At 53.5% G+C, this 15053-nt stretch carries 15 protein-coding genes; 5 read left to right on the forward strand and 10 right to left on the reverse strand.

Annotated elements, in window-relative coordinates; genetic code table 11:
* The first annotated feature begins 148 nt into the window (after window positions 1-148).
* Window positions 149-862, forward strand: a complete 714-nt coding sequence (locus AC16KF_RS18255; RefSeq protein ID WP_484038795.1) for a transposase — start codon at window positions 149-151, stop codon at window positions 860-862.
* 276 nt (window positions 863-1138) lie between these two features.
* Window positions 1139-3445, forward strand: a complete 2307-nt coding sequence (hsdR, locus tag AC16KF_RS18260; RefSeq protein ID WP_484038796.1) for an EcoAI/FtnUII family type I restriction enzme subunit R — start codon at window positions 1139-1141, stop codon at window positions 3443-3445.
* On the opposite strand, the gene nadE is transcribed toward hsdR, so the two are convergent.
* The 4 genes from nadE to AC16KF_RS18280 all read right to left on the reverse strand — a co-directional run bounded on the left by nadE (window position 3432) and on the right by AC16KF_RS18280 (window position 7727).
* Window positions 3432-5015: an NAD(+) synthase gene (nadE, locus tag AC16KF_RS18265; protein WP_484038797.1), complete on the reverse strand. Its 1584-nt coding sequence runs from the start codon at window positions 5013-5015 to the stop codon at window positions 3432-3434. The genes hsdR and nadE overlap by 14 nt on opposite strands.
* 159 nt (window positions 5016-5174) lie before the next feature.
* A complete protein-coding gene (locus tag AC16KF_RS18270) occupies window positions 5175-6065 on the reverse strand; it encodes a pyruvate kinase (protein ID WP_484038798.1) in 891 nt (296 codons plus the stop codon).
* 62 nt (window positions 6066-6127) lie between these two features.
* Complete coding sequence (locus AC16KF_RS18275) at window positions 6128-7090, reverse strand: TFIIB-type zinc ribbon-containing protein (RefSeq protein ID WP_484038799.1); 963 nt, start codon at window positions 7088-7090, stop codon at window positions 6128-6130.
* Window positions 7091-7178: 88 nt separating this feature from the next.
* The gene (locus tag AC16KF_RS18280) at window positions 7179-7727 is read right to left on the reverse strand and encodes an adenylyltransferase/cytidyltransferase family protein (RefSeq protein WP_484038800.1); all 549 of its coding nucleotides are present in this window, start codon (window positions 7725-7727) and stop codon (window positions 7179-7181) included.
* A gap of 97 nt (window positions 7728-7824) precedes the next feature.
* Between AC16KF_RS18280 and AC16KF_RS18285 the strand changes: the two genes are divergently transcribed.
* Both AC16KF_RS18285 and AC16KF_RS18290 read left to right on the forward strand, forming a co-directional pair.
* Window positions 7825-9021 (forward strand): radical SAM protein, encoded by a 1197-nt coding sequence (locus tag AC16KF_RS18285; protein WP_484038801.1) that lies wholly within the window; start codon window positions 7825-7827, stop codon window positions 9019-9021.
* A 91-nt stretch (window positions 9022-9112) separates the two neighbouring features.
* Window positions 9113-9403 carry a putative quinol monooxygenase gene (locus AC16KF_RS18290; RefSeq protein WP_484038802.1) on the forward strand — a complete coding sequence of 97 codons (291 nt, stop codon included), beginning with the start codon at window positions 9113-9115 and terminating at the stop codon, window positions 9401-9403.
* 142 nt (window positions 9404-9545) lie between these two features.
* Here AC16KF_RS18290 and AC16KF_RS18295 read toward each other — a convergent pair whose 3' ends face one another.
* Both AC16KF_RS18295 and AC16KF_RS18300 read right to left on the reverse strand, forming a co-directional pair.
* Window positions 9546-10121: a response regulator transcription factor gene (locus AC16KF_RS18295; protein ID WP_484038803.1), complete on the reverse strand. Its 576-nt coding sequence runs from the start codon at window positions 10119-10121 to the stop codon at window positions 9546-9548.
* Window positions 10118-11011: a S1C family serine protease gene (locus AC16KF_RS18300; RefSeq protein WP_484038804.1), complete on the reverse strand. Its 894-nt coding sequence runs from the start codon at window positions 11009-11011 to the stop codon at window positions 10118-10120. The genes AC16KF_RS18295 and AC16KF_RS18300 overlap by 4 nt, the downstream gene beginning before the upstream one ends.
* A 650-nt stretch (window positions 11012-11661) precedes the next feature.
* Here AC16KF_RS18300 and AC16KF_RS18305 point away from each other — a divergent pair.
* Complete coding sequence (locus tag AC16KF_RS18305) at window positions 11662-12129, forward strand: SET domain-containing protein-lysine N-methyltransferase (RefSeq protein WP_484038805.1); 468 nt, start codon at window positions 11662-11664, stop codon at window positions 12127-12129.
* Between the two features lie 155 nt (window positions 12130-12284).
* Here AC16KF_RS18305 and AC16KF_RS18310 read toward each other — a convergent pair whose 3' ends face one another.
* The 4 genes from AC16KF_RS18310 to AC16KF_RS18325 all read right to left on the reverse strand — a co-directional run bounded on the left by AC16KF_RS18310 (window position 12285) and on the right by AC16KF_RS18325 (window position 14953).
* The gene (locus AC16KF_RS18310) at window positions 12285-12623 is read right to left on the reverse strand and encodes a hypothetical protein (protein WP_484038806.1); all 339 of its coding nucleotides are present in this window, start codon (window positions 12621-12623) and stop codon (window positions 12285-12287) included.
* A gap of 152 nt (window positions 12624-12775) precedes the next feature.
* Window positions 12776-13408 (reverse strand): hypothetical protein, encoded by a 633-nt coding sequence (locus AC16KF_RS18315; protein WP_484038807.1) that lies wholly within the window; start codon window positions 13406-13408, stop codon window positions 12776-12778.
* A 97-nt stretch (window positions 13409-13505) separates the two neighbouring features.
* Window positions 13506-14351, reverse strand: coding sequence for an ethanolamine utilization protein EutJ (eutJ, locus tag AC16KF_RS18320; protein ID WP_484038808.1), 846 nt, complete (start codon window positions 14349-14351; stop codon window positions 13506-13508).
* Between the two features lie 50 nt (window positions 14352-14401).
* Window positions 14402-14953, reverse strand: a complete 552-nt coding sequence (locus tag AC16KF_RS18325) for a cupin domain-containing protein (protein WP_484038809.1) — start codon at window positions 14951-14953, stop codon at window positions 14402-14404.
* Window positions 14954-15053: the final 100 nt, after the last annotated feature.

Raw genomic sequence — 15053 nt, forward strand, 5'->3', positions numbered from 1 at the left:
GAGGCGTTTGAGGGAGAGTTGTAGATCAGACCTGACAGGTTTCATCGAGGAGTCTGACGATTAGACTTCTCCGAACGCGAAGGCACTCGGTTGATTAAGGCGCTGTGGAAACCTGTCAGGTCTTAACATCAGGTCTTATAATCCAACCATGCCCACCGACATTCCTCCCCTCACCTACGGAACTTTCTTTCATATCTACAATCGCGGTAATAACGGCGAAAACATCTTCATTCAAGAAAGAAATTATGCCTACTTCATGGAACTATGGTGGAAGCACATCAGCCCCATCGCGGAGACCTGGGCTTACGGTCTGCTAGGGAATCATTTCCATGCAACGGTGTTTATAAAGAACCGAGAAGACCTACATCCAGACCTATCTCTAGACCTGTCAGGTTTCACAGGCGGTTTGGTCAACCATAACCTAAGCGCGGACAAAGGCGCAACCCCGTCAAACTTCCCCGAAAACCCGACAGGTCTCAAACACTCAAAATTAAAAGACCCCAGCCAATATTTCTCCAACTTCTTCAACGCCTATGCGCGCGGGGTCAACATCGCTACTCAAAGAACAGGAGCCCTCTTTGAACGTCCCTTCAAAAGAATCCCTGTGGATACCGAATCCTATTTGATGCGGCTCATTGTTTATATTCACCAGAATCCACAAAAGCATCAATTCGTCACTGACTTTCGAGATTGGAATTATTCATCCTATCACGACATGATCTCCAACAATCCCACCCGCCTGCAACGCGAGAAAGTTCTTCAACTGTTCGGCGGGCGCGAAGATTTTATACGTGTCCATCGGGAGATTCAACCATTAACAGACGCAGACCTGACGGGTTTTATAATTGAGTCTGACGACTGAACATCTATGAATGGGAATGGATTTTACCGAAATAGGTTCGTCGGAGACCTGTCAGTCCTTATTACATCCCCTACCCAGACCTGACAGGTCTCATCAGGAGTCTGACGGGAAAGGTTCTCTGACCGCGAAACGACTTGACGATCAAGGTAGCGTGGAGACCTGGCAGGTCTTTTACAGGAGTCTGACGGGAAAGGTTCCCTGACCGCGAAACGACTTGACGATCAAGGTAGCGTGAAGACCTGGCAGGTCTTTTACATGAAAAGGTAAAATAGGGAAATGAACGAAGCCGAAACCCGCGCCGATTTAATTGACCCGCAACTCGCCAAAGCAGGCTGGGGCGTCCTGGATGACTCGCGCATTTTGCGCGAACGTCACATCACGGCGGGAAAAATCCAAACAGGCGGAAAACGCGCCAAGCCGCTCATCACCGATTACATACTGGTTTACAAAGGGCGGCAACTCGCTGTCGTCGAAGCCAAGAGCAACGAGTATTCGGTCGGCGAAGGAGTCGGTCAAGCCAAAGAGTACGCCGCAAAACTTCAAATCGCCTTCACCTACGCCGCCAACGGGGTAGAAATTTATCAGATCAACATGCTCACAGGCGCGGAAGGTCTCGTCAAAAACTTCCCCACGCCCGAAGAACTCTGGGAGCAAACCTTCGCCCCCAACGAATGGGAAGAACGCTTCAACCCCGTCCCCTTTGAAGATATCAGCGGCACGAAGCCTCCGCGCTACTATCAGGAGATCGCCGTCAACAACGCCCTGCAAGCCATCGCCGAAAACAAAAATCGGATTCTCCTCACGCTGGCGACGGGAACAGGCAAGACGACCATCGCCTTTCACATCGTTTGGAAACTCTACCAGACGCGCTGGAACTTAAAACGAGACGCTTCGCGCCGACCCCGCGTCCTGTTTCTGGCTGACCGAAACATTCTCGCCGACCAGGCTTTTTCCGAATTCACCCGCTACTCCGCCTTCCCCGACGATGCGCTCGTGCGAATCAAACCTGATGAAATCCGCAAACAAGGACGCGTCCCAACCAACGGCAGTGTCTTCTTCACCATCTTTCAAACTTTCATGTCAGGTCCGAACGACACACCGAACTTTGGGGAGTATCCCGCCGATTATTTCGACTTCATCATTATAGACGAATGTCATCGCGGCGGCGCCAACGACGAATCGAACTGGCGCGGCATTCTCGAATATTTTTCGCCCGCCGTGCAACTCGGTCTCACCGCCACGCCCAAACGCAAAGACAACGTGGATACCTACAAATATTTCGGCGAACCCGTGTACGTCTACTCGCTCAAAGAGGGCATCAACGACGGCTTCCTCACCCCGTTCAAAGTCCGCCGTATGCAATCCACGCTCGACGAATATATTTACACATCAGACGACACGGTCATCGAAGGCGAAGTGGAAGCGGGCAAGCGCTACACCGAATCCGATTTCAACCGCATCATCGAGATCAAAGAGCGCGAAGCCGACCGCGTGCGGCGTTTCATGTCCGAGATCAACCAGAACGAAAAAGCCATCGTCTTCTGCGCCACACAAGATCACGCCGCCGCCGTCCGCGATTTGATCAATCAATTCAAGAAAAATCCCGACCCAATGTACTGCGTCCGCGTTACCGCCAACGACGGCGCGTTAGGCGAACAGTATCTTGAACAGTTCAAAGATAACGACCGCACCATCCCAACGATTCTCACCACCTCGCAAAAGTTGTCCACAGGCGTGGATGCGCGCAACATCCGCAACATCATCCTCATGCGCCCCATCAACTCGATGATCGAATTCAAACAGATCATCGGGCGCGGCACGCGTCTCTTCGACGGCAAAGAATATTTCACGATCTATGATTTCGTGGACGCGCATCACCACTTCGCCGATCCCGAATGGGACGGCGACCCCGAAGAACCCGTCGAGACGCCAGCACCGATTGACCGACCTCCGCGAAAAACCAAAGAACCGCCTGAAGGTTATGAGCCGAAAGTGAAACTCAAAATCAAACTGCGCGACGGCAAAGAACGCCAGATCGAACACATGTCGTCCACGTTGTATTACAGCGCGGACGGGCGACCTATCTCCGCCCAGCAATTTGTCGAAAATCTCTACGGCGTTCTGCCCGCCTTCTTCCAAAGCGAAGAGGAACTCCGCAAAATCTGGTCAAACCCTGTCACGCGCAAAACTTTGCTCGAAGAACTTGAAAAAGCGGGCTTCGGCAAAGAGGAACTGTCCATCGCGCAATCCCTGATCAACGCCGAGAACAGCGACCTGCTCGACGTGCTTGAATACATCTCCTTTTTACAGCCGCCCATCAGCCGCGAATTGCGCGTGGCAAAATCGCAAAGCAAAATCTTCGCCGCGTTAACCAACGAGCAAAAACAATTCGTCGAATTTGTGTTATCCAAATACATCGAGACGGGTGTCGAAGAACTTGATCAGGAAAAACTCCCCCATCTGCTCACGCTCAAATACAAAGCCATCGAAGACGCCAAGGAAATTCTAGGGACGATTGATTCGATCCGCAAATTGTTTGTAGAATTCCAGGGGCGTTTATATCAACCAATTACTTCCTCGTAATCGGCATCAGTCTCCCCCTCCCAAACGACTTCCCGCTCACCTTCAAGATCACGCACGCCTGCCAGCGTTTATGTTCGCTAGCGCGCATGGCGGCGTTGCTTTGGTTGCTCCGCACCAGCGCTTCGGCTTCGGGAGAAATTTTCTCATACTCGAACGGGTCAACCTGATTCTCCCTCAACTCCGCCGAGGGCTTTCTCTCCATCACAAATTGCGGAATACTCTGCGAGTACGATGTAGAATTCCGCGCTCCGTTTATCCATCTTGCCAGCGCATACACCTCCATCTTCGTCAGATCGCCGAGCGGGCTGATCGCGCCAGCCATATCGCCGTACAACGTGGAATATCCCAGCGTGAGTTCAGTCTTATTTGACGTGTTGATCAGGAATCCTCCGCGCTGGTTGACGAAACTCATCAGGACGACCGTCCTCAGCCGCGCCTGGATATTCTCACCCGCGACTCCCCCGCTTCTTTCTGGACCTACAGCCTGCTCCGCCGCCTTGTGCATTTTCTCCATTTCGACCACTTCAAATCCAATCCCCAGCCGACTCGCCAACTCCCGCGCCGACTCGGTTGACCTCGCATCCGTGAATCTCGAAGGGATGGCGACTCCCGTCACGCGCTCACATCCCAACGCCTCCACCGCGATCACCGCCGCAACCGACGAATCGATTCCGCCCGACAAGCCGATGAACACATGGTTGAGTCCGTTCTTGTTTGCGAAGTCGCGCAATCCCAACACCAAAGCCTTGAAAACTTCTTCCTCCCCTTGAACTTCCTTTGTGCCCTTCGTGTCCTTTGTGTTTAGATCAATAACTCTAACGTCCTCCTCAAACATCCTCAACTTCTCCCCTCCTAATACAAAACTCCCCCCATCAAAAATCAATTCATCATTCCCGCCAACGAGATTGACGAACACCAGCGGCATCTCGTCGTCCTGAGCGGAGCGTAGCGCAGACGAAGGACGAGTTTCAACCTGTCGTTTTGCATGACGAAGCCTCCCCTCTCCTCCTCCTCTCCGATACGGCGACGCCGAAATGCAGACCAACATCTCCGCGCCCATGGCTTTCAAGTCCGCACCAGGGTGGATGGGATATTCCTCATCCCACATATCCTCGCAGATCATCACACCGACCTTCCTCCCCGCGATGTCAATCGGCGGCAGAGTCTTCGTCCCTGCGATGAACCAGCGCGGCTCGTAGAACACGTCATAGACTGGGAGCAACTGCTTGACCTGCGCGACTATCATTTCCCCATTGTGCATCAAGTACGCGATGTTGTTCAACGACGGATGTTGATACAGCTTCTGCTCGGCGGGCGCGAACGATCCCACCAACAGCGGGGGCAAACCTTCCGCTTGGCGAGCCAGGTCCAACGTCGCGGCTTGAACCGCTTCGACGAATGACACGTCATACAAAATATCGCGCGGAGGATATCCGCACACGGTCAATTCGGGGAAGACGATCAGATCGGGGTTTTGACTCGCAACCGAACGCGCCGCATCCAATATCCGCGCGACATTGCCCGATAAATCTCCCACCGTTGTATTGATTTGCGCGATTGCAAGTTTCATACATACCTCGGTGGTCGAGTAGCCCTGAGCGTTCGTTGCGAAAGGCGTATCGAGACCACCACGTCGTAAAGAAGTTTTTGTTGCGAAATTATGGTCGTGTACTTGTGGTCTCAATACGTTCCTCGCTGCCGCTCGGAACTACTCGACCACCAACCTATTCTAAAAATCTTTCCCCATTTCCTCAAGCAAATTCAACGCCTCCAACACCGTCTCCCTGCGCAAACAAACCTGATCGCCGAGCATGAACGTGCGATAGCCGATCTCCAACAAGAACGCCACGTCGCCGATGTCCGCGCTGACTGGCACGGGCTGATACGCCAGCGAATCCAAAATGCGACTCGCCACGATGGCGTCTTTGTCCGCGTTGATGATGGTCTTCACCGCGCCAGCCACTTTATGCGGACGAAGCACTTCAACATACAGATCGCCGCGCGCCGCCATGAGACGTCCGTGCTTCGAGCCGTGTTTCTTTGCGAAGTCGAGTCCGCGTTGCGTTTCGATCTTGAGGATCACTTCCGCGTTGGGCAACAGAGTTTTCACTTCGTCCACATCTTCGGGAGATTCGACATACGAAAGCATCACCTTCGTCATCCCCAACTCTTTCATCGCCGCGAGATATGTTTTATCGGTGTCGGTCAGCGTCCCCTCGATTTTCAATGATGGATGGATGATGTTCACCGACTCGCCAGGTCCGATCAATCTTCGCAGACCATCGGCAAGGATGAGTCGGTCGCCGTCCACCGCCACCACTTTGACGCGCTCGTTGCCGTCCGAAAAATACGCATCAACAGGAGTCTCCACCTGGATGGGATGACTCAACTTCACTTCGGTATACGGAGGAATCGCCGCGCCGACCACACGCAGTTGACGTCCCTTCAAATCCACCCATAACGGCTGACGAAATTTGCTCAATCGCTCCAACACCTCGCGCTGACTCTCGCGCAACGGCATCACCGTATTGAGTCGGAATCCGCTCACGATGGGATGCGACGCAACGTCGGCGAGGAAGTCGGCGTAGGGAGGAACAGTGACGATGGCGGAGATGGGCATGTTGGTCTCGTACCGCAAAGTTCACTTTGCGATTTGTGATGGGCAAAATGAATTTTGCCGTACTATAACTTAAGCGTCGTCCCGCAGAATTTACACTTGAACATCCCGCCCGCATCCACAGGGATGGGCGCGCCGCAACGCGGACAGATCATCTCGATGGGCTTGCTCACCTGCTTCACCTTCGACTCGTCCTGCCGCGCGCGCATGTTATCTTGGAAGTCGCCGAAGTAGCCCCACGAACGCGCGATCAAGCCCATGGCGTAATCCACTGCGCGTTGCTCGTCTTCAATGTGGAAAATTTTCTGCTCGCCGATGGCGTCGCCCCATTGCTTGTCCACCACGTCGCCGCGCTTGCCGCCAGGTCGGCGCAGGAACCACGTGTTCCATTTTTGTGTCACCTGTTTCCATTCGTTGATCGAATCGACATTGCCCCACACGCTGTCGCCGAGATAGTGACCCACTTGTTTGCTGTCCATGGTGGCGTGCATGTTGATGTCTCCGAACACGATCAAGAAAGGCACATCGTCAGTCGAGGGAATCGTCACATGCGTATTGACCCAGCGCGCGAACAGTCCATACGACTCAGGCGCGTCGCCTCCGCCGCCTTCGCCGTACAACGAGCCGAGCAATTGCTCCAAGTCGAATCCGCTGGCGAACGGAGTCACTTGCAGGGGCCAGCGGTCCACTTTCGCATCGCCGATCGCCGCAAACGAGATCGCCACATCGGGGCGATACTGCGAAAGCGTGTTGAACATCAATGGCAGGCGGTCGAAAATTTCAAAGGGCCACGAAGCCATCGAGCCAGTCACATCAATCGCGACGATGACGGGATTCTTCGACTCGGTTGAAATATGCTGCTTGGGGTCAATGATCTTCTCGTTCGGTCCCGCCTTCTTTTCATACGTGCGCGGACCCGAAGCCGCGGCTCTTGCTGCCGATGCCGCGCGCGCGGGCGCTGCCGCGGGAGCATACGCATACTTTCCCGACCCGTACCATTTTGAAGTATCTTCATCCCATGAGTACATAGTATCTCCTTAGTTTTTTTCCGTACGGCAAAATTTATTTTGCCCCTGTTAATCGCAAAGTCAATCGCAAAGTGAACTTTGCGGTACGTTAAACCACCGTCATCATCGCCAACGTCTCCAACCCAAACTCCTCGCGAAATCTTTGGTCCAGACGATTCGACTTAATATACTCTGCGATGACGTTCGGGACAAGCGACTCCCAATCGTCACCTCGCGCCATCGCACGCCTCACATCGGACCCTTCGGCTGGTACGCGCTCCCGAAGCGGAATCAACTCGACGGGCGGAATGACGCGGTAGTCGTCCCTGAGCAGACTCGCCACGTATGGATTCGCCGTCGCAAACACATCCAACTCCCCAAACAAATCCTTCACCATCACGCGCCACCGCGGACCGTCATCCAGATCGGGAACGGGAATGATTTGATAATTTGAAAAGTCCGCAAGGACGAGTTGAATCATGTCGCGCGTTTCATCGAGCGTGAACGGGTTGCGCGCATTGTAGCGATTGGAACTGCCGATGCCGACGCGTACCTCTTCCCCACTTTGACACAACGCCCGCAAAATCGCGGCATGCCCAAGATGGACAGGCTTCCAGCGCGCGATCATGCCGATGCGAGAATATTTTTTTGCGGGCATGGCGTGATTATAACAAGAGCCAACAGACCTCACAGGTTTTAAAAACCTGTGAGGTCTCCAACTTGCCAAATTAGAATATCCGTTCTATAATTCAGATATGAACGCTCTGGATACTTTGATCGAACTTTCCAGTCAAATGGAATTGGAACATGCGGAAGAATCGCGCGGTGGTCGAGCGCAAGCAGTCGAGACCAAACCCGCCTGCTTCACTCCAAAGGCTCGCCCTGAGTTTACCGAACGGGAAAAACGCGCCGCGTTCACCCATCCCGCCCAACTCCCCAATGGAAAACAAGTCGTCCTGCTGAAAACACTGCTCACCTCCGCCTGCGAACGGGATTGTTACTACTGTCCCTTCCGCGCGGGACGCGACTTCCGCCGCGCCACGTTCAAGCCGCAGGAATTTGCCGAGTTGTTCATGAAGATGAACAAGGCGAAAATGGCGGAAGGGATTTTTCTCAGTTCGGGCATTGCCGCGGGCGGAGCGAACACACAAAACAGAATCATTGACACGGCGGAGATACTCCGCAAGAAACTTGGCTTCCGCGGATACATGCACCTCAAGATCATGCCTGGCGCCGAGAAGGGACAGGTCGAGCGCATGATGCAACTCGCCGACCGCGTCTCGATCAACCTCGAAGCGCCGAACACCGAACGGCTGGCAAGACTCGCCCCGCATAAAATTTTCATCGAAGAGTTACTTCGCCCGTTGAAGTGGGTCGAGGAGATTCGACGAAGCCAACCCGCGCACAAATTCTGGAATGGGAAATATCCGTCAACTGTTACGCAGTTCGTGGCGGGCGGCTCGGATGAATCTGATCTGGAATTATTGACGACAACCAACTGGCTGATGAAAAACGTCCGTCTCACACGAGCATATTTTTCCGCCTTCCACCCCATCCGTGATACGCCGCTCGAAAACAAAGCCGCCGTGGATCCGTTGCGTGAGCATCGCTTGTATCAAGCCTCATTCCTGTTGCGTGATTACGGCTTCGATTTGGAAGACATGCCGTTCACACAAAACGAGAATCTCCCCCTCCACACTGATCCAAAAATGGCGTGGGCGCAAATGAACTTGAAAGGGAAGCCAGTTGAAATCAACAAAGCAGAAAAGCGCGACCTATTCCGCATCCCTGGCATTGGACCCAAACACGCGGACGCAATCCTGCAAGCGCGCCGCACAGCGAAACTCCGCGACCTGACCGCCCTCCGCAAAATGGGAATCGTTGTCGCTCGCGTTTCCCCATTTGTTTTGTTGGATGGCAGGCGAGCGGAGAGTCAGATGGCGATGTTTTGATTATTTGTGGAAAGGCAAAACGTAGTGACGACTTCAGTCGTCAAGTTGCCGCAGAAAAGCGACTCAAGTCGCTACTACACAGGAGCACAAAATGTACGGTTTGATCGGGAAAATAAATGCGATAAAAGGACAGCGCGATGTATTGATTGCCATCCTGCTGAACGGCGTCAATGACATGCCTGGCTGTTTGAGTTATGTGATCGCGCATGATTCCACAGACGAAGACGCAATTTGGGTCACAGAAGTGTGGGACAGCCAAGAGAGTCATCGCGCGTCACTGACATTACCTTCCGTTCAACAAGCCATCGCGCGCGGAAAATCATTCATCGCGGGCTTTGGTGAACGCTACGAAACTCATCCCGTAGGTGGTCACGGTATTTAACAAGACACCTTGAAAAAATTTCCTCGCCACACACCTGCCCTGGCGGGCGGTGCCATGGGAGAGCACAGAGAAAAAAAGATTTTCTCAGAGGTCTCTGTGAACTCTGTGGCTAAACAAAACTTCCTTGTGCTTGAAGTTAATTTCACAACGCGACCCACCCGCCGCGCAGACCCGCGCGCACGGCTTCGGTGCGGTTGGTCACATCCAATTTTGTGTAGATCGAAGAGACGTGAAATTTTACGGTGTGTTCGCTGATCCCCAACTCGGCCGCGATCTGTTTGTTCGCCAACCCCTGCGCCAACAACCCCAACACTTCCAATTCCCTCTCAGTGAGCGGACCGCGCTCTACGGGTTCGATTTCCGATTCAAATAACAACTGCGGCGCTCCGACGATCAGTCCCTGCGATAGCGCGTGGATGGCGGCGGTCAACTCTTCAGCGGATGAATCCGTCGGCAGGATTCCCCACACGCGGGACGAACGCTTCATCTCGCGGACGTCAGCCTGGTCGTCGCTCAGGAGGAGGACTCCAGCCGACGAGGGCAGAGCAGGCTCAAGTCCCGAAAGAGACGCGAACGAAGTGGATGTGATGATCACATCCACTTCGTTTTCTTCATCCAATGAATCGTTGACAACTTTGATCGTCTTATCAGACGCGAGCAGGGCTTGCAACCCAGCGCGTAATGCGGGCGATGAAAGTTTCAACAAGACGCGAATCACTTGCGCTCGCCCACCGTCACGTTGACATTCTCAGCCTTGCCGCCGCGCAGAACTTCAACGACAACTGATTTGCCAACGGTGTCGCTCTTGAGCGAGGCGAAGAGATCATCGGGGTCGCTGACGGGTTGACCCGCAACCGCGACGATGGTATCGCCGACGAACAAACCGCCTTTTTGCGCGGGCCCGTTTTCTTCGAGCCACAAGATGAGCAATCCGCTTTTCTGTTCGCGCTTGAGACTCTTGCGCGCGGCTTCGGGGATTTCAACAGGCTGTGTGCGGACGCCGAGATAGCCGCGCTTGACCGAGCCATGCTTGGCGAGTTCATCCGCAATGCGCCATGCCACTTTAGCAGGGATGGTCAGCGACGAGCCGCGCCCGAGACCCGATGTGTTCAAGCCAATGACTTCGCCCTCGGTGTTGACGAGCGGACCGCCAGAGAAGCCAGGATACGGAGTTGTTTCGGTTGAGATGTATTCATCGAGCAAGCCGCCGCGATGCGTGCGCGCGGGTCCCGCAATCGCGGTGACGATTCCCCACGAGGCTTGTATGCCCGATGTGTTTGGTCGTCCAAGGGCAAGCACAAGTTGACCGACTTTCACATCGTTCGATGTCTTTGCGGGCTTGAGTGCTTTTTCCGCGAGTCGCAAGAGAGCAAGGTCTGAACCCGCATCGCGCCCTGCAATTGTCGCGGAGAGACTCTTGCCGTCGGGCAGAATCACTTTGACGTCTTCGCGCGTCACCACATGATCGGCGGTGAGGACGAGATCTTCTGCATACGCGATTCCGCTTGCGGGATAACGTTTGCGCGCATCAACAGTGACAGCGCTTTCGCCGCCCTTCTCAACAGCGGCAGTTAGGTAGTTTGAAAATTCAGTAAATGGATTGGACATGATTGTCTCCTTATAACATATCGGTTTGAATGAACCAAGTATTCGCAGTGTACCGCTTATGAAAATAAAATATATCGGATGTTTGATTAGTTCGCATCCTAGCCGTTCGGAGGAGGGAATCACTTGACCTTAAAGTTTTTATTTCCGCTTTCAAAACCCTTGAAATTATTTTTATTATCGTTATACTGTTTATATTCATGTCATTGCGAGGAGCGCTCTTGTTCTTCGCGACGAAGCAATCTCATAGTTGGCATATAAAAGATTGCAATTTGATGGAATTTCTATGAATGAGCTTTTCTTCGCGAACAAAACTTCTCCACTACACAAACTGATTGTTCCTAACTTCAGGGAAATAAATCTGTTTCCAATATTTGGAATCGTAGTGGTTAGCGCAATCATAACCGTGCCGATAATAGGGTCAAATGTTTTGAAATACCTCGATCCAGGCGCTGGCAGTTTTCTAATTCAAACACTTATGTCCGTGACGACCTGCTCAATCTGCGGAATACCAATTGCCATTGTTGGAGCGGTGGTTTACTTTCTAACAAAGAAGGGGAAAAAGAATACACAATCAGATTCTGCAAACAAATCTAATTCATAATCTCGACTCAATTGAAATGACAACACGAAAGGAAAACTATATGGTTTCAATGGAAACACTTGTGATCAAAACCGAAAATAAATTCAGAACTCTGATCACAAAACAGCAATACAAACAAGGGGAAGTGATCTGCGCAATCCCGCGCGAGAAAGTGGTCAACAAGCCGAATCGATTTACGGTTCAAATTGATCGCACCGAACACACGGATGTGGGCAAACTTGCCGCGTTGAATCACTCATGCGATCCGAACGTGATCCTCGATACCGCAAAGATGCAAATGGTGGCGCGACGCGACATCGAGAAGGGAGAGGAACTCTCGTTCTTCTATCCATCCACCGAATGGGAAATGGACGCGCCGTTCATCTGCCTGTGCGGATCGGCGAACTGCATCCACGTCGTCGCGGGCGCGCGCTTCCTGCCCCTCTCCACGCTGGAACATCACTTCCTCAACAAACACATCCGCGAAGAGATGATTGACTTGCTCAACGCCACCGAAAAGAATTTGCCCACCGCGTAACTTCACCGTCCCGCAGGATTCAATCAGGGCGCACGCTGCCCAGCCCAACCTGCGGGACGTTTTACGTCAAATTAAAACAAACACCCGCCGAAAGGCGGGTTTTATCATTGATCTAGGCGGCGTCCTCGCCGCCGTGGACGGCGACGAGAGCAAACTTATTTTAGTGAAGAAATCACTCGCGAAATAACCGCGTCGAGCATCGCCGCATCCACCTGCCCATCCAACTTTGCCAGCACCGCGGACTTGATCTTCGCCTTCAACTCCGCATCCCCAGCGGACTCGGTCCGCGAGTATGCCGCGACCAAATTCACCGAGCCGCTCAACGTCGCTTTCGGCGCGGACGACGAATCGGCGCGGGTGATTTTCATCTCATACTTCATCGCGCGTTCCAACGCCGCATCCGTGACCACCACATTATCCGTGATGTCCAATGACGTGACCCCGCGCGCTTTCATCTCATCAATATCGCGTTCGGTATAAAAGACCTTGGGCATACAGTCTCCAGTCTCTAATCTCAAATTACCAATCACTATTTACCACTTACTCGGTAGTCTCGACTGCTTGCGCTCAACCACCAGTCTCCAGTCTCCAATTACCAATCACTATTTACCACTTACTCGACCGCCAGTCCTCTAATCCTCTGCCTTTATTTCTCAGGTCTCCCATCCAACCCCTCCAACGCCTTCACCGCCGAATTCCGCGCCGCGACGATCTCCGCTTCGGAGCCAGAGAGCCACATGCGACCGAACCGTCCCACAGACGACACGTGCAGGATTTTGATGTTCGCGCCTTTTTCCGCTTCGTTGCACGCGTAGTTGATATACGCGGCGGGAGCGCATTCCAGCACGAGCATCGTCTCGCCAGGGACAAGCATCGAGCCGCGGCGGAAACGATTCAACAACTGCGCCTGATACGGGTCCACGTTGGTGATGATCTGCACGGATGCGATGAACGGCTTGATGCGTTCTTCGGGTTTCAGGCTGAGTCGATCCAATACGATTCGCCCCGCTTCCAATACCTCGGATTGCGAATGTGAATGGATTTCGAACATGCCGAACTCGCGCTCGACCAGTTGCGCGCCAGGCTTCGCTTCGGTTGATTTGACGGCGATATCCACCAGCCGAAATACTTCGTTGCCTGGGGCGACCTCAACGTACAAGGATGCCATGCCCTCGGTTGGAAGGTCGCCTTGTGTGATCGTCCCAACGAACGCGGCATACTGCGGCTGCATTCGGTCGAGATAGGAATATACGCGTAATGAAAATTGATCTGATGCCATGTTTCACCTAGTGTCACCCTGAGCGATAGCGAAGGGTCTCCGTGTCGTGAGGGAGATTCTTCGCCGCTCCGCGGCTCAGAATGACATCCTTTCGAGTTTAATTATTCATCGCAATCCCAAGCGGCGTAACGAACAGCGGATTGCTCGGTAGAACCGTTTCGATGCCTGTCATTTCTTGAATCACTTCATCCATGCCAACGAACGCGCACGTGCCGCCGACCAGATACAGCTTGTCCACTTGATAACCAGCCACATGCCGATTGACGATCGAAGCGACCTTTTCCATCACAGGGCGGACGACGGGAAATAACCGCGTCTGCTCGCTCGGATTCTTTTTCATCGCTTCGGCTTCCTCGAACGTTTTGCCCGTCGAGCCAGCGATCACCAGCGAGAAAGATGTTCCGCCTGTCGGCTCGTCGGCGGTGTGCGCCACCTCCCCATCACGGAAGATGGCGATGCCTGTCGTGCCGCCGCCAACATCTACAATTGCACCGTCGCGGATCTTCAACACATTGTTCGCGGCGGTCGGCTCGTCAATGACGCCTGTGCAATCCAGTTCCGCGCCGTGCAACACGTTGGCAGTTGCGCGCACTTCCGCTTGCGGCACGCCTGGCGGATACGCCGTCGCGGCGGAGGTCAACTTGAAGCCAAGTTTCTTCTCGACCTTCGCTTTCATCGTCCGCAACAAATCCACCGCGCCGATAAAGTCCACGACGAGTCCGTCGCGCGTCACCTCTGCGAATTGATACTCGCCCGCAATCGGCTGAAAGTTTTCATCGAGAACGACCAACACCGTGTATGCCGTTCCCAAGTCCACACCGACATGCACGCGTCCCTGATAAATGCCTGAGGGGAGAATCAGGTTCGGGTCGGCGTGCCAGCCATTTTGTCCAGCCATGATGCGGTCTGTCTGAGTCAGAAGAGTCGTCAGATTCGGATTCATCCAATTTGATTTTCTTTCCTTAGTGTACTTCGTGTCCTTCGTGGTAAAAATTATTTCTCGTTCCAATTCACAGGAAACACCACATACACAAAGCGCGTCCAGTTCGGCGTCCCAAACGTGATGCTCGAACCTTTCGGGATGTAAATCACATCGCCCGTTTTGCCGCGCACTTGTTCGCTTCCGCACGTGATCACGAGTTCGCCCTCAAGCACGATGTCAATCTCGTCATACGTCAACGTCCACTGCATCTCGCCTTTGTCGAGCGACATAAATCCCGCGCCCATCGGCGATCGATCCTGCGTGACGACCACATCCTTCAGCCAGACGTGCGTGCCAGCCGTAGTCTTGCCTTCGGTGAACTGCTCCATCTGGACGTTCGCCATTTTGACGACTTTCAGCGGCGGCAGATTCGTGGCAGCGGACGCCTCGTTTCTTCCCACGGGGACGCCTGATTCGGCTTCTCGAATCATTTTCACGCCCAAAGCGAACGCCACATCCTGCGCCTCGTGTGTGACGATATCGTCAGGCGCAAGCACAAGCGGACCGACGCGCTCACGCGCCAGACGGCGAATATCCTCCGCAGTAAATAGTTGACGCGGCATGAGAAACGGTTTTCACCGCGAAGCGCGCGAAGGACGCGAAGGACGCGAAGGAATCAAAAAAGAATCTTTGCGCTCTCGCCTGCACTTGGTGCTTGTGCAA

It is taken from the genome of Candidatus Defluviilinea gracilis (assembly GCF_057138825.1).